22 protein-coding genes are annotated in these 19,484 nt (G+C 64.1%); 12 read left to right on the top strand and 10 right to left on the bottom strand.

The genetic code is table 11. The features are described 5' to 3' along the window. Window positions 1–6 precede the first annotated feature (6 nt). From hgcB to MchiMG62_RS07750, 7 genes are all read right to left on the bottom strand, one after another. Complete coding sequence (hgcB, locus tag MchiMG62_RS07780) at window positions 7–318, bottom strand: mercury methylation ferredoxin HgcB (protein WP_221056473.1); 312 nt, start codon at window positions 316–318, stop codon at window positions 7–9. Next, the gene (gene hgcA / locus MchiMG62_RS07775) at window positions 318–1,364 is read right to left on the bottom strand and encodes a mercury methylation corrinoid protein HgcA (protein ID WP_221056472.1); all 1,047 of its coding nucleotides are present in this window, start codon (window positions 1,362–1,364) and stop codon (window positions 318–320) included. Before hgcA ends, hgcB begins: the two co-directional genes overlap by 1 nt. 4 nt (window positions 1,365–1,368) lie before the next feature. Continuing rightward, window positions 1,369–1,659: an HgcAB-associated protein HgcC gene (gene hgcC / locus MchiMG62_RS07770; protein WP_221056471.1), complete on the bottom strand. Its 291-nt coding sequence runs from the start codon at window positions 1,657–1,659 to the stop codon at window positions 1,369–1,371. Between the two features lie 194 nt (window positions 1,660–1,853). Beyond that, window positions 1,854–2,633: a formate dehydrogenase accessory sulfurtransferase FdhD gene (fdhD, locus tag MchiMG62_RS07765; protein WP_221056470.1), complete on the bottom strand. Its 780-nt coding sequence runs from the start codon at window positions 2,631–2,633 to the stop codon at window positions 1,854–1,856. Continuing rightward, a complete protein-coding gene (locus MchiMG62_RS07760) occupies window positions 2,633–3,817 on the bottom strand; it encodes an aminotransferase class V-fold PLP-dependent enzyme (RefSeq protein ID WP_221056469.1) in 1,185 nt (394 codons plus the stop codon). The genes fdhD and MchiMG62_RS07760 overlap by 1 nt, the downstream gene beginning before the upstream one ends. After that, the gene (gene larE, locus MchiMG62_RS07755; RefSeq protein WP_221056468.1) at window positions 3,814–4,614 is read right to left on the bottom strand and encodes an ATP-dependent sacrificial sulfur transferase LarE; all 801 of its coding nucleotides are present in this window, start codon (window positions 4,612–4,614) and stop codon (window positions 3,814–3,816) included. Before larE ends, MchiMG62_RS07760 begins: the two co-directional genes overlap by 4 nt. Before the next feature lie 14 nt (window positions 4,615–4,628). Continuing rightward, the gene (locus MchiMG62_RS07750) at window positions 4,629–4,955 is read right to left on the bottom strand and encodes a transcriptional regulator (protein WP_342367205.1); all 327 of its coding nucleotides are present in this window, start codon (window positions 4,953–4,955) and stop codon (window positions 4,629–4,631) included. 142 nt (window positions 4,956–5,097) lie between these two features. Here MchiMG62_RS07750 and nifS point away from each other — a divergent pair, with 142 nt between their 5' ends. Genes nifS through MchiMG62_RS07715 form a run of 7 tightly spaced genes read left to right on the top strand, consistent with a single transcriptional unit; the run spans window position 5,098 to window position 9,917 of the window. Next, a complete protein-coding gene (gene nifS, locus MchiMG62_RS07745) occupies window positions 5,098–6,246 on the top strand; it encodes a cysteine desulfurase NifS (protein ID WP_221058707.1) in 1,149 nt (382 codons plus the stop codon). Window positions 6,247–6,258: 12 nt separating this feature from the next. Continuing rightward, the gene (gene nifU, locus MchiMG62_RS07740; protein ID WP_221056467.1) at window positions 6,259–6,648 is read left to right on the top strand and encodes a Fe-S cluster assembly scaffold protein NifU; all 390 of its coding nucleotides are present in this window, start codon (window positions 6,259–6,261) and stop codon (window positions 6,646–6,648) included. Window positions 6,649–6,652: 4 nt separating this feature from the next. After that, complete coding sequence (locus MchiMG62_RS07735) at window positions 6,653–7,387, top strand: HesA/MoeB/ThiF family protein (protein ID WP_221056466.1); 735 nt, start codon at window positions 6,653–6,655, stop codon at window positions 7,385–7,387. Beyond that, window positions 7,384–7,662: a ubiquitin-like small modifier protein 1 gene (locus MchiMG62_RS07730; protein ID WP_221056465.1), complete on the top strand. Its 279-nt coding sequence runs from the start codon at window positions 7,384–7,386 to the stop codon at window positions 7,660–7,662. Before MchiMG62_RS07735 ends, MchiMG62_RS07730 begins: the two co-directional genes overlap by 4 nt. Before the next feature lie 14 nt (window positions 7,663–7,676). Beyond that, window positions 7,677–8,093 (top strand): molybdenum cofactor biosynthesis protein MoaE, encoded by a 417-nt coding sequence (locus MchiMG62_RS07725; RefSeq protein ID WP_221056464.1) that lies wholly within the window; start codon window positions 7,677–7,679, stop codon window positions 8,091–8,093. Beyond that, window positions 8,090–9,304 (top strand): YcaO-related McrA-glycine thioamidation protein, encoded by a 1,215-nt coding sequence (locus MchiMG62_RS07720; protein ID WP_221056463.1) that lies wholly within the window; start codon window positions 8,090–8,092, stop codon window positions 9,302–9,304. Before MchiMG62_RS07725 ends, MchiMG62_RS07720 begins: the two co-directional genes overlap by 4 nt. After that, on the top strand, window positions 9,264–9,917 hold the full coding sequence (locus tag MchiMG62_RS07715; RefSeq protein ID WP_221056462.1) for a TfuA-related McrA-glycine thioamidation protein: 654 nt from the start codon (window positions 9,264–9,266) through the stop codon (window positions 9,915–9,917). The genes MchiMG62_RS07720 and MchiMG62_RS07715 overlap by 41 nt, the downstream gene beginning before the upstream one ends. A 589-nt stretch (window positions 9,918–10,506) precedes the next feature. Here MchiMG62_RS07715 and MchiMG62_RS07710 read toward each other — a convergent pair. After that, window positions 10,507–10,737, bottom strand: a complete 231-nt coding sequence (locus MchiMG62_RS07710) for a hypothetical protein (RefSeq protein WP_221056461.1) — start codon at window positions 10,735–10,737, stop codon at window positions 10,507–10,509. Between the two features lie 187 nt (window positions 10,738–10,924). Here MchiMG62_RS07710 and MchiMG62_RS07705 point away from each other — a divergent pair, with 187 nt between their 5' ends. Beyond that, a complete protein-coding gene (locus MchiMG62_RS07705; RefSeq protein ID WP_244987626.1) occupies window positions 10,925–11,230 on the top strand; it encodes an ArsR/SmtB family transcription factor in 306 nt (101 codons plus the stop codon). 25 nt (window positions 11,231–11,255) lie between these two features. After that, on the top strand, window positions 11,256–11,567 hold the full coding sequence (locus tag MchiMG62_RS07700) for a hypothetical protein (protein WP_244987625.1): 312 nt from the start codon (window positions 11,256–11,258) through the stop codon (window positions 11,565–11,567). A 190-nt stretch (window positions 11,568–11,757) separates the two neighbouring features. On the opposite strand, the gene MchiMG62_RS07695 is transcribed toward MchiMG62_RS07700, so the two are convergent. Then, window positions 11,758–12,609, bottom strand: coding sequence for an alpha/beta hydrolase family protein (locus MchiMG62_RS07695; protein ID WP_221056459.1), 852 nt, complete (start codon window positions 12,607–12,609; stop codon window positions 11,758–11,760). 139 nt (window positions 12,610–12,748) lie between these two features. On the opposite strand from MchiMG62_RS07695, the gene rbcL reads away from it, so the two are divergent. Beyond that, on the top strand, window positions 12,749–14,041 hold the full coding sequence (gene rbcL, locus MchiMG62_RS07690) for a type III ribulose-bisphosphate carboxylase (protein WP_221056458.1): 1,293 nt from the start codon (window positions 12,749–12,751) through the stop codon (window positions 14,039–14,041). A 738-nt stretch (window positions 14,042–14,779) separates the two neighbouring features. Here rbcL and MchiMG62_RS07685 read toward each other — a convergent pair. Continuing rightward, on the bottom strand, window positions 14,780–15,505 hold the full coding sequence (locus MchiMG62_RS07685; RefSeq protein ID WP_221056457.1) for a DUF5591 domain-containing protein: 726 nt from the start codon (window positions 15,503–15,505) through the stop codon (window positions 14,780–14,782). A gap of 329 nt (window positions 15,506–15,834) precedes the next feature. Between MchiMG62_RS07685 and MchiMG62_RS07680 the strand changes: the two genes are divergently transcribed. Continuing rightward, entirely contained in the window at window positions 15,835–16,290 is a 456-nt protein-coding gene (locus MchiMG62_RS07680; RefSeq protein ID WP_054848274.1) for a ferritin-like domain-containing protein, read from the top strand. A 189-nt stretch (window positions 16,291–16,479) separates the two neighbouring features. After that, window positions 16,480–19,290 (top strand): excinuclease ABC subunit UvrA, encoded by a 2,811-nt coding sequence (gene uvrA, locus MchiMG62_RS07675; RefSeq protein ID WP_221056456.1) that lies wholly within the window; start codon window positions 16,480–16,482, stop codon window positions 19,288–19,290. The last annotated feature ends 194 nt before the right edge of the window (window positions 19,291–19,484 follow it).

Here is a 19,484-nt window from a genome sequence, read left to right as displayed (position 1 = left end):
AAGGTCTCACCGGTCGCCGCCGCAGCAGGATCCTTCGTCTCCCCCGCAGCCGCAGGTGCCGCTGTCCATATCCTTACCCCGGAGAGCCGCCCCGATCATCGCCCAGGCGCACCCGACTCCGCTCTGCACCGCAATCGCCTGCACCGGACAGTTTCGGGCGCACGCCCCGCACTCCATGCACTCCTCCGGCCGAACGACCTCGACCCGCCGGTTTCCCTCGGCAAAGACCCCGTGCGGGCAGACCTCGGTGCACCGCAGGCAGCCGAAGCACCGCTCCGGGTTGTAGCGGAGGGTATTCTCGCGGTAGGAGTCGAACATCAGACCGCCCCCAGGAGGTGCGCCGTCCCGAGGACGGCGGCAAGGGCGGCTCCCAGGACCGCCATTCCCGCCATGAACGGCACGTACCGGAAGATCTCCCGCTTCACACCGGTCCTCGACGTGAACGGGGTCGAGCCGGTGAAGTTGAGCGCGAGGTATGCGGTTACGGGGGGCATGAGGAGGAGAGGTGCGAACGCGGCAAGCACCCCGGCCCACCCGGACGCGGCAGTCTCAACGAAGAAGGCGGCTGAGAAGGGAAGGGCGACGATTCCCCCGAGGATGAGCCCTTTCGTGCTGAAGTCCCGGGTGGGAATGAACGGCAGCAGGGCCGGGAAGAGCACCGTTCCGGCGAGAACCGCGGCGACTGCTCCGAGCGCTGCCGGGAGGCCCGCGAGGAGGTAGAGCACGATCGCGCCTGCAACGGTCGGAAGCGCGGCGTGGACGAGTTCCATCGGCGCGAGCACGAGCCGGTCGACGGCCGGGAAGCGGACGCGCCGCATATCGGGCGTTGCTCTCCCGAGGGCGAGGTACTCCGGGAGGTCGCTCGCCCGCACGGGCCCGTACTCCACCTCGAACCTCGAACGCCGTAGCACTTCGTGGGCGGAGACGCCCGGGGCGCCGAGCTGCGGGACGATGAGCGTCCGGTGCCTCACGACGGACTCAAGACCGGTGAGCGCTATTCTCCGGACGATCTCGTCGGTGCCGAAGGTCCCCTTCCCCGCGGCGCACCAGACGTTGATCCCGAGCGTGTCGAGAACGAGGATGTAGCCGTCGCGGCCGGAGAGCGCGGACCGGAGCGCATCGAAACTCAGGGTGTAGTTTGCGGAGACGAAGACCGGGGAGTCCTCGGTCGGGTTCCCGAGCCGGTAGAGCCCCGGCTCGACGCGGTGGCCCATCCGGTTCACCCCGAAGCGCGCGAGGAAGTGATCGAGGCGATCGGCGAGCGTGATCCTGCTGTCCGTCGTCCGGATCTCCTGCACCGGCCCGGAGGCCGGCTGAACCGTCTCCGGGCAGGACGGGCAGCATGACCGTGACGGGGATGTCATGACTTCACTTCGCCTCCTCGATCAGCGGCCCGAGGACGCTCCTGACCATCCCACTGAGGCTTCCGGCCTTCATCAGCGCAAGGCAGCAGACCTCGCCGTCCTTCTCCCAGGTGATCAGCGCCAGTTTGTCGCCGGGCCGGATACCCGCCTTTTCCCGAACGTCTTTCGGCAGCACCATCTGCCCGCGCTCGTCCACGCTGAGCACCGCCTCCACGCTGCAGACGGCAGCATGATTGCACCCGCACGGCGTCCCATCTGACGGACACCGTTCCGGATCGGTATTCTCCTCTGCCATAGTGTTTCTCGTACTATGGTTGGGAGCGGTGGTATTTATGGGGATCTAAAATTTCTGAAAAATCAGATTTTTCAAAATTTTTCGCCAGTGTCCGTGAAACCCGGCACTGCAGAGCAGAAGCGTTCAGCAGATCTCTCCGGCCGATGGAAGCCGTTGTTCGACCGGGCGGGCAGGGCAAGGGACCGCCCCTCCGGTCACTCGCCTGCGGTCGCCTGCGAAGCGCCGCGGACCCGCTCCCACCCGGTATAGATGTTCATCTTTTTGCTCCGCACGAACCCGACGATCGTGAGCCCGCCCGCCTCTGCGGCCTCGACGGCGGTGGTGGTCGTCGCCCCCCGCGAGACGATCACCGGGATGTTCGCGACCAGGCACTTCCTGACCATCTCGGAGGATATCCGGCCGGAGCTGACCGCAAACGTCCGGGAGAAATCGATCTGCTCAAGCAGGCCGTGGCCGACGACCCGGTCGAGCGCGTTGTGCCGGCCGATATCCTCGGCGATCCGGATCGCTCTGCCTTCGGCGTCGAAGAGTCCGACGAGGTGAATGCCGCCGGTGATCCGGTGAAGGTCCGAGTCAAGCGTCTCTTTTGTCGCCGCCCGGATCGTCTCGGGCGCGAGGGTGAGGTCGGAGCGTATAGTGGGGAGGTGACCGGCATCGAGGAACGAGGTGCTCCCGCCGCACCCGGAGAGGACGGTCTTGTGGGAGGTCAGGATCGCGAACGGGTTCTTCGTGAGGACGCTCGCGGTATTCCCCTCGATCCGGATCGACTCGATCTCCGCGAGATCCCTGACGATCCGCTCCGTGTAGAGGAATCCCACGACGAACTCCCGGATCATCGCCGGGCTCGTCATCGCGGTGAGGGCGTGGCGCCCGTTGACGGTCACGGAGAGCGGCATCTCCTCGACGACGGGGTGGGTTGCGGGGACGAACGTCTCGTCGTCGACCCTGACGATCGGCAGTTCCCGGTAGAGCATCAGATCGCCCTCCGGGCGATCTCTTCGACGGTGGCTATCAGCGTATCAATCTCCTCCGTTGTGGTGTAGACGTAGGCGCTCGCCCGCACCGTCCCGTCCGGGAGGTCGAGGTGCTCCATGAGCGGCTGGCAGCAGTGGTGCCCCGACCGGACCAGGACGGCGGCGGCCTCGTCGAGGACCTGCGCCACCTCGTGCGGGTGCATCCCCTCGACCGTGAACGAGACGACGCCGATCCGGTCGCCGGGCGCGTCCGGGCCGGCGACCGTAACCCCGTCGAGCGCCGCGAGCCCGTCGATCAGCCGGGCGGCGAGTCGCTCCTCGTGCCGCCGCACCGTCTCCATCCCGATCTCCCGGAGGTACGCCGCCGCCCGTGCAAGCCCGATGGTGCCGGCGACCGGCGGCGTTCCCGCCTCGTAGCGCTCTTCGCCGGGAGCGAGGATGTAGCCGTCCGCCGTCGCGCTCTCGATCGAACCGCCCCCGACGAAGAGGGGTTCGAGGTCCGGCTCGCGCATCCAGAGCCCGCCTGTCCCGGTCGGGCCGAGCATCTTGTGGCCCGAGAAACAGAAGTAGTCGCACCCGATGGCGGCGACGTCGACCGGGATGTGCGGGGCCGACTGGGCGCCGTCGACGAGGAGCCGCGCACCCCGGTCGCGGCAGATCCCGGCAATCTCCCGGACGGGAAGGACGGTGCCGAGGACGTTCGAGGCGTGGGTGACGGCGACGAGCCGGGTGTCGTCGCGGACGGCAGCCTCCAGGTCGGCGAGGTCGAGGCTGCCCCCGGCGTCCGGCCGGACGATATCTACCGCGACTCCCCGCTCGCGGAGCCGGAGCCAGGGAAGGAGGTTGGAGTGGTGTTCGAGGAGTGTCGTCGCCACCCGGTCGCCCCGGCGCCAGTCGAGGCCGTTGACGACCGCCCCGATCGCCTCGGTGGTGTTCCGGGTGACAGCAAGGGTGCCGCTCTCTCCGCCGATGAACGACTTTATAGCGTCGCGGGCGTCCCGGTAGCGGTGGGTGGCGACCGCGGCGAGCCGGTGCACGCCCCTCCCGACGTTTGCCCGGTATCGCAGGTCGTACTCGACCATCGCCTGGACCACCGGCTTCGGGGTGAGCGCCGTTGCGGCGCTGTCCAGGTAGATGAGGTCGCGGGTGATCGGAAAATCCGCTCTACAGTCTTCAATGGTCATAAGACCTCATCCATACTCCCGCTCCGGTACCCGGCGAGGTCCAGGGCGACATAGGCGAAGCCGATCGCGCGGAGTGCGGCCGTCACAACATTTCGCATGGAAAAGAGCCTCTCTATCGCGTCGCACGGCACCTCGATCCTGGCGACGTCACCGTGCATGCGGACCCGCACCTGGGAGAATCCCCGGTCCTGCAGCGCTTCTTCGGCCGCCTCGATCCGGGCGAGCGCCTCCTCCGTGACCTCGTCCCCGTAGGGGATGCGGGTGGCGAGGCAGGCCGCCGAGGGTTTGTTCCAGAACGGGAATCCGCACTCGCGGGCGATCCTGCGCACGTCATCCTTCGTCGCACCCGCCCCGGCGAGGGGGTGGCAGACGCCCTCCTCGTCGCTTGCGGCAAGCCCCGGGCGGTACGTGCCGGGGTCGGAGGCGTTCGTCCCGTCTGCGACCGTGCCGATCCCTTCCCGCCGGGCCAGATCCTTCAGCAGGCGGGCCGATGTTTTCTTACAGGTGTAGCAGCGGTCGGGCCGGTTCGCCCGGAAGGTCTCATCCTCAAGAATCGGGAACGCCACGACCTCCAGGGGAAGGTCCAGCCGGCCAGCGGTCTCCCGCGCCTCCTCGATCTCTCGCCGGGGCAGAAGCGGCGAGTCAAGGAGGACACACCGGACCCGATCCTTCCCGAGTGCCCGGACGGCCAGGGCGGCGAGGAGCGCGCTGTCGACGCCGCCGGAGTATGCGATGAGGATGGGGCCTTTCTCCCTGAGAGCCTCGACGACGGCTTCTCTGCTGCACCTCGATTCCACCGGTGGACGCCTCCTTACGTCTCAGCGTCGCATGAGCCGCCGAGTTGATTCTCTTCGCGGATCTGCGTGCAGATCTCACATATCCGGGAGGCGAGGTCGTCGACACGGCCGGCCTGGAGGTCCTGTGCAAGCCGGTTGAGCGACTCTTTCACCTCTCCCTCAAAGACGATCCGGTACCCGCGTTTCCCGGTGCGGTACTGGGAGATCGCTGACGGCGTCATATCGAGGAGGCGGGCGGCCTCCAGCTGGGAAACGCCCATAGTATTCAGTTCTTCCGCGATAGCCGCACGGATTGCGGGCAATACGTTCCATACAATCAACTGGCAGGGGAGTTTCATCATACCACAACTTTTAATGGTTTCTGAACAAATCTAACGATGATGTTAACAATTGTTAATTTTAGTTCCGGAGGACAAATACCTTTGTACAGGATTGGGGTGCAGCGTGAACGCTACGGTTAACAGGCGATCACGGTCGGTTTACATGGACCACGCGGCGACGACCCCTACCTGCCCTGAGGTCGTCGAAGAGATGCTCCCCTGCTTCTCGGAACGGTTCGGGAACCCCTCCTCGGTCTATGCCCTCGCCCGTGAGGCGCAGGTGACGATGGAGAGGGCGCGGGGACGGGTAGCAGCGGCGATCGGGGCGAGCACGGATGAGATCTTCTTCACCTCCGGGGGGACCGAGGCTGACAACTGGGCGATCAAGGGGGTGGCGGCAGCGAACAAAAAGAAGGGCGACCATATCGTCACCTCCGCAATCGAGCACCACGCCGTTCTCCACCCCTGCAAGAGCCTGGAGAAGCAGGGCTACCGGGTCACCTACCTCCCGGTCGACGAGTTCGGGCGGGTCGACCCGGCGTCGGTCGAGGAGGCGATCACGGATGCGACCATCCTCGTCTCGGTGATGACCGCAAACAACGAGATCGGGACGATCCAGCCGATCCGTGCCATCGCGGAGATTGCACACGACCACGGCATCCCATTCCATACCGATGCCGTCCAGGCGATTGGGGCGATACCGATCGACGTGGATGCGCTCGGGATCGACCTCCTCTCGCTCTCGGCCCACAAGTTCGGCGGGCCGAAGGGGACGGGAGCGCTCTACGTCCGGCAGGGGACCCGGGTCGGGACGTTCATAGACGGCGGGGCGCAGGAGCGGGGCCGCCGGGCCGGGACCGAGAACGTCCCCGGCATCGTGGGGCTCGGTAAGGCGATCGAACTTGCGACCGCCGAGATGCCCGCGAAGGCCCCCCGGCTCGCCGCGATGCGCGATCGGTTGATCCGCGGGATCCTGGATGCGATCCCCGACACCCGATTGAACGGTCACCCGACCGAACGGCTCGCAAACAACGTCAACGTCGCGTTCCGCTACGTCGAGGGGGAGTCGATCCTTCTGTCGCTCGACACCCTGGGAGTCGCCGCCTCCACGGGGAGCGCCTGCACCTCAGCGTCGCTTGAGCCCTCGCATGTCCTGACCGCCTGCGGCCTTCCGCACGAGCACGCCCACGGCTCGCTCCGGCTCACCCTCGGTTCCCGAAACACCGATGACGACGTCGATTACGTCCTTTCCGTCCTCCCCCGGGTAATTGAGCGCCTGCGGAAGATGTCGCCGCTCAACCCGGAACGATAACGTGTGATTGCTATGTACAGCGAACGAGTCATGGATCATTTCATGAACCCCCGGAACATGGGGGAGATCCCGGATGCGGATGGTGTCGGTGAGGTCGGAAACCCGGCCTGCGGCGACATCATGCGGATAACCCTTCGGATCGAAGAGAACAGGATCGTGGATGCAAAGTTCAAGACCTTCGGGTGTGCCGCCGCCATCGCGTCGAGCTCGATGGCCACCGAACTCGTCAGGGGAAAGACCCTCGAAGAGGCGTGGGCTGTCACCAACCGGGCGGTTGCCGAGGCGCTGGAGGGGCTGCCCCCCCAGAAACTTCACTGTTCGGTTCTCGCCGAAGAGGGGATCCACAAGGCGATCGACGACTACCGGGCACGGTACGGGACGCCGACCGCGAACGGAGGATAACGGTATGCTCACCGAGCGGGAACGGGAACGCTACGCCCGGCAGATCCTCCTCTTCGGCGAGGAGGGGCAGGAACGGCTGAAGAAGGCGAAGGTCTTCATCGCCGGGGCAGGGGGTCTCGGCTGCCCGATCGCCCTCTACCTTGCCGTCGCCGGTGTCGGCGATATTCGTCTTGTGGACCGGGACACCGTGGAGCGGACCAACCTGAACCGGCAGGTCCTCCACTGGGAGAGGGATCTCGGTACGCCGAAGGCCGGGTCAGCGGAGGCGAAACTCCGGGAGGCAAACCCGGACATCCGGGTCGAGGCCCTTGCAGCGACGATTGACGAGGCGAACGTCCGGGACCTGGTGGGCGAGGCCGACCTGATCGTGGACGCGATGGACAACTTCCCGACCCGGTACCTCCTGAACCGGGAGGCGCTCCGGTCGGGTGTTCCCCTGCTGCACGGCGCAATCCGGGGATTCGACGGCCAGGCAACGACTATCATCCCCGGCCGGACTGCCTGCCTTGAGTGCCTCTTCCCGGAGGCCCCGCCCGCCGAGGTCTTCCCGGTCATCGGGACGACCCCGGGGATCATAGGCCTCATTCAGGCGAACGAGGCGATCAAGTACATCACCGGCACCGGGGACCTCCTGCTGGACCGGCTCCTCATCTGGGACGGCCGTTCGACGACGCTTGAGACGTATGCCGTGGAGCGGCGGCCGGACTGCCCCGTCTGCGGTGAAGGGGTGAGACTATGAAGATCCGGGTGAAGGCGTTCGCCCGGTTCCGGGAGATCCTCGGGAGCGGGTTGACGCTCGATCTCCCCGACGGGACAACGATGGCAGCGGTTCTCGCCACGCTCCGGGAGCGTGCCGGAGACGAGGGCGATGCAATCTTCGACGAGACCGGGGTGCTCCGGGCGCACGTCATCCTGATGCGAAACGGGAAGCGGATCGGAAAAATCGACCGCGATGCTCTTGTTCTTGCGGATGGGGACGAGATCGCCCTCTTCCCGCCGGTCGCGGGCGGATAAGGGGGTATGAGGTTATGATTGGCATCACCAGGGACGTCATCGACGCGGGTGCAATGATCGAGGCGGCGAAGAGGCCGGGCATGGGAGCCCTGGTCACTTTCTGCGGTGTCGTCAGGGACGACGACGGTATCGAGCGGATGGAACTGGAAGTCTACGAGGAGGTTGCGGTCCGTGAACTGGAGGCAATCCGCGACGAGGCGTTGCGGGAATACCCGATCGAGTCGGTGGATATCGTCCACCGTGTCGGGTCTCTCCGGGTCGGGGAGAACATCCTCCTCATCGTCGTCGGCGCCGGGCATAGGAAGGAGGCTTTCGATGCCTGCGAGTACATCCTTGAGCGGATCAAACAGAGCGTGCCGATCTGGAAGAAGGAGATCGGGAAGGACGGCGAGCGCTGGGTGCCGGGCGAGTCCTACGGGGGCGATGCATGATCCGGCTGCAGTCGTGCCGGAAGGCCTACGCGAACGAGACCCAGCGCACCATCCCGCCCGAAGAGACGCTCCGCCTGGCGCGGGCGAAGCTCCCGGCGGCGGGGATCACCCGGATCGCCGACATCACGAACCTCGACCGGATCGGCATCCCGGTCTTCTCGAGCATCCGGCCGACCGCCGGGGCCGGAGCGATATCGGTCTACAACGGGAAAGGCGCCACTCCTATCGAGGCGGAGGTCTCCGCCGTGATGGAGGGGATCGAGCGCTACTCGGGCGAGATGGATGGCCGGGAGACGGTCGTCGGGCGGTACAGCGAGGTCTCGGCCCGGAAGATGGCTATCGACCCGGCGGACCTGATCCTGCCCGATCGGGTTCCGCCCGATATAGCCGTCCCCTGGGTTGAGGGGTATGATATCGTCCAGGAGGAGGAGGTGCTCGTTCCCGCCCACGCGGTCTACCACCCCCTCCCGGTGACCTGCGGACGCCTCTTCCGGACCAACACCAACGGACTTGCTTCCGGAAACACCCTCGAGGAGGCGACCTTCCACGCCCTGATGGAGGTGGTCGAGCGTGACGCCTGGTCGCTTGTGGAGGTGACCCGGAATACCGGCCCCCGGATCGAGGGGATCGACGACGGGCTCGCCGCCGACCTGCTCGGGAAGTTCGCAGCTGCCGGCGTCGAGGTGACCCTGAAGGATATCACGAGCGATATCGGGATCCCCACGGTGGCCGCGGTGGCCGACGACGTCGTGCTCAAGGACCCGGCGCTCCTCACGATCGGGATGGGGTCGCATACGAGCGCCTGGATTGCGGTCCTCCGGGCGCTCACTGAGGTCGCCCAGAGCAGGCTGACGCAGATTCACGGCGCGAGGGAAGACACCGATACGGCGGACGTCAGAAAGATGATCGGGTACGAGCGGACGAAGCGGCTGAACCGGCACTGGTTCGCGGAGAGCGAGACGGTCCGGTTCCCGGAGATGCCGTCGTTTGACAGCGACGACTTCCTCACCGACATCAACCACGTCACCGAGCGCCTCGGGAGGGCCGGGCTCTCCCGGGTGATCGTGGTCGACCTCACGCGGCCGGAGATCGGCATCCCGGTCGTCCGGGTGATCGTGCCGGGGCTCGAGATGTACGCGATGGACCAGGACCGAATGGGGAGGAGGTGCCGTGACGCGCGGAGTCGTCGTCTTCCTCGGTCCCAGCTGTGACCGCGAGACTGCCCGGGCAATCCTCGACGCCGACTACCGCCCTCCGGCAAAGCGGGGCGACATAACCCGGGCTGCCGAAGACGGTGCCCGGATCATCGGGCTCATCGACGGCGTCTTCTTCCAGGACTGCGCCGTCGCCCACCGGGAGATTCTTGCCGTCCTCCGGGCCGGGGTGCGGGTCATCGGCGCCTCCAGCATGGGAGCCCTGCGGGCCGCGGAACTCGACAGCCTCGGGATGGAAGGGGTCGGGGAGATCTATCGGGCCTACCGGGAGGGGAGGCTCGTCGCCGACGACGAGGTGGCGCTCCTCTTCGACCCCGAGACGTTCATTCCGCTCTCTGAGCCGCTCGTGAACATCCGGGCGACCATCCAGCAGGCGCTTGAGTGCAACGTGATCGGCGCCGATGCAGCCCGGGGGCTCCTCGAGGCCGCCCGGGAGCTCTACTTCCCCGACCGGACCTACGATGCGGTCGTCGAGGCGGCGGAAGGGAAGGCGGACCCGGAGGACCTCACCCGGTTTCTGGCGTTTGCCGACGAACATGCCGTCGACCGGAAACGCGAGGACGCGCTGCTCGCGCTTGAATATATCCGGGATATCCGCGGGAAGCATTGAACCGGGCAGTTCAACGCTTCCACCACGGCTGCCGTAACAATATATCATTCTCCGGCCCCGAGTTCTGTATGCCGGTGCGGAACCATTCCCACCGCAGGGGCAACACGTTAATCGGGCCGGAAGCGGTTCTTCCCGGTCTCCGTCGCGCTTCCGGCATATGCGACGGGCCGGAGAAGATCCACCGGCCGAAACCTCACAGGCATGTACCGCGATTGCCCCGAATACCCCGGATCCGGGCGATGCCCACGCAGATGCCATCACCGCAAAAGGCCGGGTCCGATGCCGGCGGGGAGAACGCGTAACGTGGCTCTCCTACACCCACCTTTCCTGATCCACCGGACGATTCCGGGGCGGCATATCGCCTCCCGGAAGTTCTCCCCGGCCGCTACCTGTTTCATGCATCCGCTGCCCGGAGGGCCGCCTCCGTACGATGCACCGGCGAACCTCCGGCAGAGAGATGAAGGTTCGCGGAGTCGCCGCGCAGTACCTTCAGGGCGTACTTCTCCCGGTCACCGGAGGACTTCGAGCGGAGGACACCACCCCTGCACGGCATGCTGCAGCAGGAACGGCAGGACAAGGCCCGGCAGGATCAACCGCCGGCAGTCGCGGAGAACGCCGGAGTGAGTCCCGTTGCCCCTAGGGATGCCGAGTTCGCCTCCAGCGCCCGCTCGACGTCCCATCCCCGGTCCAGTTCACGGATACGTCTGGTTATCTCGAGATTATCCTGTGCGGCAAAATGACGGAGACTCTTCAGGATCTCGCGATCGATCCGGGCGTTGATCTCGGGCTGTGTGTTCTTTCTTACCCTGTTGGCGGCCATCCCCAATCACCTGCGCCGCGTGAACACACCCGGCCGGAAGAAGGTTACGATCTGATGCCGGATAGGATGAGTGAGCGAGCGCGGCCTATCTGCCGGAACAGGGGGGTTCCCTGCCATGAAAGTCCGGGCGGCCATTACAAGGCATCGGATCGCAACATTGATACCTGTAAAAAATAATCAACACCTGTTGACATTATCTTTCAGCACCCTCCCCGAACTGGCGCGGCTGCTCTCCCTGCTCGGGAATGAGCAGCGGCTTGCCGTGCTCAGGGCAATTGCAGACGACGAGAAGTACGCCCGCGAGATCGCCGAAGAGCTCGGCATATCGCGCCCGCTGGCCGCCATCTACCTGCGGCAGCTCGAAAAGTCCGGGCTCGCGGAGGGGATCAGCAGGACGTCAGACGAGCCGCCGTATCTCCGGCGGTGTTACCGGGCGGTGCCGTTCGAGCTGGTGCTGGACCTGAACATGATTCTGTCATTGGAGAGATCGTAAGATGCAACAGGAACGATGGAAATTCATGCTGAAGGCGCTGTGGGGCGCCGTCATCGCATTTCTCGTGATCAGCAGCCTTATCGCCGGCTTGTTTGGCGGTTCGAACTCCTTGAATGCCGTGCTCGCCGGGTCCTTCATTATTATCATAAATCTCGGCGTCCTGACGCTGCTCATCATCATTGCCGTAAGGATCAAGGAGTGGATCGAGGGGCAGGTGGCGAATGTCGCCGAACAGAAGGGTGCCGGCGCGGAACTGCAGATGCTGCGGCAGTCGGTGGAGCGGATCGAGGCGAAGGTGGATAGGATCGAGAAGGTTCTCGACGGGATCTCCGAGTGAACGCTAAAAAATGATTGGGTGGGTGTATGACGGACGTGCAGTAGCGCGCTGCAGGGTATGACGGACGAGGCGCAGGCAGGGTTCCATCACGCATAATGCCTGGCCACGTATTAGTAAGAAGTCCCTAGATAATAATGTTTATCTTTTATGATAAATCAGTCATTTTGTAGCAACTCGGCATCCTGCCCCGCTACCGGGAACCGCCCGGCTCCCGCCGCTCCAGCGAGAGGTGCTTGATAAGCCACGCGATACGGTCGCGGCGGGCGGTTTCGTCAAGGAAATGGCCCGCGTCGTACCACTTTATCGACTTTGGATCGCCCGCCTGCTCGAAGAAATCCCGGGCCTGCTCCTCCGTGAAGAACTCGTCGCGAAGAGCGGCCTGGAAGAAGAGCGGGGCGGGTGCGGCACGGCCGACCCAGACGGCAGGGTCGAGTTCCGCGAGCGTCCGGCGGTAATGCTCGAATTTCTCGCCCTGCAGGTCGGGCAGGTTCACGGTGGCGACGTCGACAAACCTTCCGGTGCCCGCCATCAGGACCGCGGCTCGAAGACGCCGATCGACGCCGGCGAGCACCGCCCCGAAAAGCGCCCCGACACTGTGGCCCACGAACCCGATCCGGTCCGGATCGACGCCCGGCTGCGCTACGAGGAGATCTATCCCCCGGCGAAGGTCGATCACCGTCCGGTTATGCTCCCGCACGGCCTCCTCGGGATCCGTGACTGCCTGACCCCAGGCTGCTGCCGTATCGGCGGCCCAGGGAGCGTCGACGAGCAGGGAGGCCGCACCCATCCCGGCAAGGGCCACGGCCTCGGCGAGGAACGTGGCGCGGGAACCAAGTCCCGGGTGGAGGAAGAGAATGGCAGCGGAGCGTTTCGACCGGTCAACTTCTGCCGGGGCCACCAGGTAGGCCCGAACCCCCCGACCCGGGGCGGTCCGGTAGGTCAGGTCGCTGACCGAGACGTCGGTGCCGGCAATCTCGATCGCGGGCGGTCTCTCTGCATCGTAGTCGAAGAGCGGGCGCAAATTATCGGCGGTTCGTTCCATAAGACTCCTTCTGTCTTCCTCTCGACCCGCTGGCGGATAAACCTGGCGCCTGCAGGGAGAAAGTGATTCCGGCATTCTATACCCTGCTCAGAATGGAAGGTTTTTCACCCCCAAACCCCATCCTTTCAGAGGTGATGCTATGGCGATTGATTGGTACGAAGAGTTTGTTGACTTGAATCACGCCCCCGGTCCGGACGAACTCGTAGCCCTCTACTACTTCGAGCCTGCGGAGGGGATCAGCAGGGAGGAGGCGGTCGGGAGAATCGCTTCCGAGAGTTCGACCGGAACCTGGACGACGCTCTTTACCCTGCCGCCCCGGATGCGGGATCTCCAGGCAAAGGCGTTCGAGATCGAGGGGAACTACGTTAAGATCGCATACCCGCTCGCCCTCTGGGAGGAGGGAAACGCGCCCCAACTCCTGAGCGGGATCGCCGGAAACATCTTCGGGATGAAGGCGCTCGACCGTCTCCGGTTGATCGACGCTTCGCTCCCTGCCGAATACCTCCGCCACTTCAAGGGGCCGCACTTCGGGATGGAGGGGATCCGGGATATGATGAAGGTCCGTGGGCGGCCGCTCACGGGCGCGGTCCCGAAGCCGAAGGTGGGCTTCACCGCAGAAGAGCACGCAGAGGTCGGCTACGAGACCTGGATGGGCGGGTTCGACTTCGTCAAGGACGACGAGAACCTGACGTCCCAGCCATTCAACCGGTTCGAGGACCGTGTCCGGGCGATGGCGAAGATGCGGGATAAGGCCGAGCAGGAGACCGGCGACGTGAAGTCCGCGTTCATCAACATCACGGCGGAGACGGAGGTCATGAAGCAGCGGGCGAAGATGCTCGCGGACTACGGCTGGAACTACGCGATGATCGACGTCGTGGTGGCAGGGACGGCGGCCGTCGCAACCCTCCGGGACTACTGCTCCGACCTCGGGCTTGCTATCCACGCCCACCGGGCGATGCACGCGGCCTTCGACCGTGACGAGAGGCACGGGATCACGATGCAGTTCCTGGCGAAGATGATGCGGCTCGTCGGCGTCTCGCAGATCCACACCGGAACCGCTGTGGGGAAGCTGGTCGGCACCCGGGCGGAGGCCACGCTGCTTGCGGACGTGCTCCGCGAGAAGCACACGAACGCCGTGGACCATATGGCCCTCGACCAGGACTGGGGCAGTATCAGGAGCGCCTTCCCCGTCTCTTCAGGCGGGCTCCACCCCGGGCTCGTGCCGGACGTGCTCGATATCTACGGCACCGAACTTGTCCTCCTCGTCAGCGGCGGCATCCACGGTCACCCGAAGGGCACCCGGGCGGGCGCGGAGGCCACCATGCAGGCGATCGAGGCCTGGAAGGACGGCGAGACGCTCGACGAGAAGGCGAAAAAGGCTCCTGCACTTTCGGAGGCGCTGGAGAAGTGGGGATATTATAAGCCGAAGTGAGGGGGTTTTGGAATTCCAGCTCGGAATATTGAATGCCGGCCTATCCGTGTTCGTATGGTGATCTCGCACCACTTGATCATGATGAACTGCATGGCTCTGGTGTTGAGACAGGGGAGGGGGATGCTCCCCCCTCCCCGTCAGCCCCTCCCCGCGTGGCGATACTCCCACGGTCCACTGCACGGGGACAACTTAGGAGAAACCAGGTTTGGGTTCTCCTGCAACCCATTCCAACCACTGCTTTTGCCGGTGTGACTTGAAGCAATGCTGCATGGGGCGTCATTGTTCTGAAACTCGGGTTGTAGGATTGTAACTCGCACCCTCCGCCAGTCGAGATCGCATGCACGGATTCCGTGGGGATATCGCCACGCACTGCCCCCGCCCCTGGGGGCGGGGAACGACTGCCGGAACGGCAGGAGTTAAAGCACCGTCAGGTGCGGGGGAGGAGGCCAGGTGGGGTGGGGGTTACATGGTTTTTATGAGATAAAGGCGGGGGAGGGAGCGTGCCCTCTTCAATGCCTAACGGCTTCTCGTGCTCCGTTCCTGTCGGAACATCGCACTCGCACCTATCGGTGCTCAAGCTCCGGTTCTACGAACCGTCGTACTCCCCGTCAGCCCCTTCCCCGGGGTGATATCCCCACGAAATCAAACCTGAGACGCAATCAGAAGGTCACGCATGAGTGGTGCTGGTGCGAGCACCGTTAGGCGCGAGGCAGGGAGACCCGCACCCTCTTTCCCAAATCAAGCCCTCGCCGGCCCGCGCCGCTCCGGGCAGCCTTCCAGAGCCGTCGTGTCCCCGCCGTATACCTTCCCCGCCACTCTCTCAAGCCCCCCGCGGAACTCGTCGATGTAGCCCTGCATCGAGAGGCTCCCTTCGGGGAACGGGCAGTCGATATCGTAGAGCCGTTCGATCATCGGATCGGAGGGGAGGAGGTCGACGGCGATCCCGGTCGCTTCCGTCGCCTCCACCATGGCCTTCCGGAACGGCCCGATGCAGTAGGCAAGCCGGTGCCGGTAGGTATCCCGTGTCTTCTCGAGGTAGCCCTTGAGCCGGTAGACCTCGATCCGGTGGAAGTCCCGCCGGATCCGCTCGTCCGTGGTCTTGCCGAGCATGTAGTGGTAGTTCCGGTAGGGGTACATGCACTCGAGCTCCGCGGGAACGGTCCCGCAGGTGCCGAAGATGACGATATGGTAGTCCTCCGGGGCAAGGACGCCGTCGATGACCCGCCGGAAGAGTTTGTGGCTCGGGCTCTGGCTGTAAGGTTTCCGCACGGCGCAGGGGAGAAAGAGGGCGATCTCTTTTGGCGCCACCCGGTAGTCGTCGATAATGAACCGGTAGGCGTCTTCGAACTCCTTCCGGTAGAACGGCGGGTCGAATATCTCGATCGGGTTCCCGTGCCTGTCCTGCACGACCTCGACGACCCGCCGGGGGGTGCCCCCGCCTCGCACTATCCGATCCTTCTGCATGAAAATGTGTTCCCCATAGAGGATAGAGCATTGAACCGGGAATCGCAAAAACCTCTCCCCTTCGGGGGCCGGTATCAGAATTCGGCCGGGCGCAAAATCCGTGAATCGTTGCCGGGAGCGCACCGGCAGAACAGGTGGAGACTGGTATCATGATGGCTTTCCGGGCGCCCTGTTCGTCCATGAGAGAGGGATGCGGTCGAAAACTGGTTAAAAAGGAAAATTATAAATATCCAAATTCCTAACTATCTATTTAGTTCGTTGCATTACGAACAAAATGTGCACCTGGCCCCAGGGGCCGGAACTCTCAACAAAGACAGGGGATAAGAGTCATGGATTCCGAAGACTTCCAGAAGATCATCACAAACGCCATCGACAACGAAGTAGAGTCGTATACCTTCTACAAGTCGGTCGCCGATAGGGCGAAGGACGCAAACCTGAAAACGATCTTCCTCGACCTTGCTGAGGAAGAGAAGGGCCACCGGGAGTACCTTCAGGGCCTGCTGCTCCGTGACGCAAAGCAGATGCACTTTGTTGCGGCCAGAGATTACAGGGTCACCGATTCCATCGATGAACCCATGCTCTCGGTCGATATGAAGCCGCTCGACGGTCTGGTCCTCGCCATCAAGAAAGAACTCCAGGCCGCCCAGATGTACACGCAGCTTGCCGCCGCCTCCGCGGATGCAGAACAGAAGATGGTCTTCGTCCAGCTCGCGAACATGGAGAAGGGACACAAAGCCCGGCTCGAAGATATCTACACGAATATGGCATACCCCGAGGCGTGGTAATCCCTACCGCCTCAACACCCTTTTACGAATCTTTTTGCAGGGCGGGTCCGCTCCCCGTTGCGGCCGAACGAGGCCTGTTCTCTCTCACCGGGATGGTTCCGATCCCGGGCGAAACGCCAAGGTAGTATTTAAAAATTTTGGATCGCAAACGGCTATGAGCTCAGAAGATCAATTTATCAGGACAGGGAAATGAAGAAGATCACCATCAAGGGGGCGCGGGAGCACAACCTCAACAATATCACCGTCGAACTTCCGCGCGACCGGCTCATCGTCCTCACCGGCGTATCCGGGTCGGGGAAATCCACGCTTGCCTTCGACACCATCTATGCCGAGGGGCAGCGGCGTTACGTGGAGTCGCTCTCCGCCTACGCGCGGCAGTTCCTCGGGCTGATGAAGAAGCCGGATGTCGACAGCATCGACGGCCTCTCGCCTGCCATCTCCATCGAGCAGAAGACGACGTCCAAAAACCCCCGGAGCACCGTCGGCACGGTCACCGAGATCTACGACTACCTGCGGCTCCTCTTCGCCCGGGTAGGGACGCCGTTCTGCCCGGAGCATCATATCCCCATCCAGGCCCAGTCACCGGAGAAGATCGCCGATCGGATCGGCTCCACGCTGACCGGGACGGTCACCATCCTCGCCCCGGTCGTGCGGCAGAAGAAGGGGACCTACCAGCAGGTCTTCAAAGACCTCGACCGGGAGGGTTACACCCGGGTCCGGGTCAACGGCGAGATCCACCGGACCGACGAGGAGATCGTCCTCGAACGCTACCGGAAGCACGATATCGACGTGGTCGTCGACCGACTCTCCGTCGACGACCACTCAAGGCTCGTCGAGGCGATCGAGAATGCTCTTAAGAAATCAGAAGGGCTTGTCATCGCCGTCGACGAGTCCGGCCGCGAAGAGACCTGCTCGTCGCTCATGGCCTGTCCTGTCTGCGGGATTGCGTTCGAAGAGCTCCAGCCCCGGATGTTCTCCTTCAACAGCCCGTTCGGCGCCTGCGAGGAGTGCAACGGCCTCGGGATCAGGATGGAGTTCGACCCCGACCTGATCATCCCGGACAAGAGCAAATCCATCGCCGACGGCGCCGTCATGCTCTACCGGAACTTCCTTGACGGCTACCGGAGCCAGTATCTCGGCGCCGTCGCAAAACACTTCGGATTCTCGGTCTTGACCCCGATCAAAGACCTCACCGAAGCGCAATACAAGGCCCTGATGTTCGGTTCATCGGAGCACCTCCGCCTCTCGATGAGGACGAAGAACGGGGATTCGTGGTCGCACTCCGGGGCGTGGGAAGGGCTCGCCCCGCAGGCCGAGCGGCTCTACCACCAGACCCAGTCGGAGTACCGCCGCCGCGACCTCGAGAAGTTCATGCGGATCCTCCCCTGCCCGAAGTGTGGAGGGAAGAGGCTCAAAGAGAAGGTGCTCGCCGTGAAGGTTGCCGGGAAATCCATCGTCGAGGTCACTGACCTCTCCGTCACCGGAGCGCTCGCGTTCTTCCGGACCCTGGAACTCACCGAGAGCGAGCGCGAGATCGCAAAACAGGTCTTAAAGGAGATCGTCGCCCGGCTCGCGTTCTTAGAGCAGGTCGGCGTCGGCTACCTGACCCTCTCGCGGAGCGCCGGGAGCCTCTCGGGTGGAGAAGCCCAGCGGATACGCCTCGCGACGCAGATCGGGTCGAACCTCACCGGGGTTCTCTACGTCCTCGACGAACCCTCCATCGGGCTGCACCAGCGGGACAATAGAAAACTCCTCGAGACCCTGCAGCACCTCCGCGACCTCGGCAACACCCTCGTCGTGGTCGAGCACGACGAGGAGACGATCCGGAGCGCCGACTGGGTCGTGGACATGGGCCCCGGGGCCGGGCTCCACGGCGGCGATATTGTTGCGGAAGGAACACCCGAAGTCATCGCCGCGAACCAGGCGTCGCTCACGGGGCGCTACCTTTCCGGCGACCTCAGGATAGACGTGCCCGCCGCCCGCCGACACAGCGACCGGTTCATCCGCCTTGCGGGCTGCCGGGAGAACAACCTCAAGAGCATCGACGTGGAGATCCCCATCGGCGTCCTGACGGTCGTCACCGGGGTTTCGGGTTCGGGGAAGTCCACGCTCATCTACGAGACGCTTTACCGGGCGCTAATGCAGGAACTCCACGACTCAAAGGAGTGTCCGGGGGAGCACGACAGCCTCACGTTCGACGACGAGATCGACAAGGTGATCGTCATCGACCAGAGCCCCATCGGGCGGACGCCGCGCTCGAACCCGGCGACCTACACCAAGGTCTTCGACGATATCCGGAAGGTCTTTGCCGAGACAAAGGAAGCGAAGATCCGGGGCTACAAGCCCGGCCGGTTCTCGTTCAACGTCAAGGGCGGGCGGTGCGAGGCCTGCCAGGGCGAAGGGCTCATCAAGATCGAGATGAACTTCCTCCCTGACGTCTACGTCGAGTGCGAGGAGTGCAAGGGGGCGCGCTACAACCGTGAGACTCTCGAGGTGAAGTACCGGGGCAAGTCGATAGCCGACGTCCTCGATATGAGCGTCGAGGAGGCAATCGACCACTTTGAACACTTCCCGTCCATCAGGAACAGACTCGAGACGCTCTCCAGGGTCGGGCTCGGCTACATCAAACTCGGCCAGAGTTCTACCACCCTCTCGGGCGGCGAGGCGCAGCGGATCAAACTGACCCGCGAGCTTGCAAAAAGGGCCACGGGGAAGACGATCTACCTCCTCGACGAACCGACGACCGGGCTGCACTTCCACGACGTGAAGAACCTGATCGCCGTCCTCGACGATCTGGTGGCGCGGGGGAACACGATGGTGGTGATCGAGCACAACCTGGACGTGATCAAGTCGGCCGACCACATCATCGACCTCGGCCCCGAAGGTGGGGACGCCGGCGGCGAGGTCGTCGCGGCGGGAACCCCCGAAGAGGTCGCGGCGGCGGAGGGGAGTTACACCGGCGTATTTCTGAAGGAGATCCTGGTGAACCATGAGACTTGAGTTCTTCGCACACCGCGGCCTGCTCCCTCGCGCAAAATCACATCGCTATTCATATAGCGGTTCACGCACGCGAAGCCACGAGATATTGGCTTTGTCGAAGCCCCCTGAGTTGACTCACGCGAAGTGCGAGCGCAAGCGGAGTTTGAGCACCGTTAGGTGCGAGCCGCGAAGCCGCGAAGTTTGGAACTGTGTTA

It is taken from the genome of Methanoculleus chikugoensis (genome assembly GCF_019669965.1).
In the GTDB taxonomy this organism is placed as follows: domain Archaea; phylum Halobacteriota; class Methanomicrobia; order Methanomicrobiales; family Methanoculleaceae; genus Methanoculleus; species Methanoculleus chikugoensis.
Note: the sequence above shows the minus strand (reverse complement) of the source record. Positions and strands in the feature narration are given on the sequence as shown.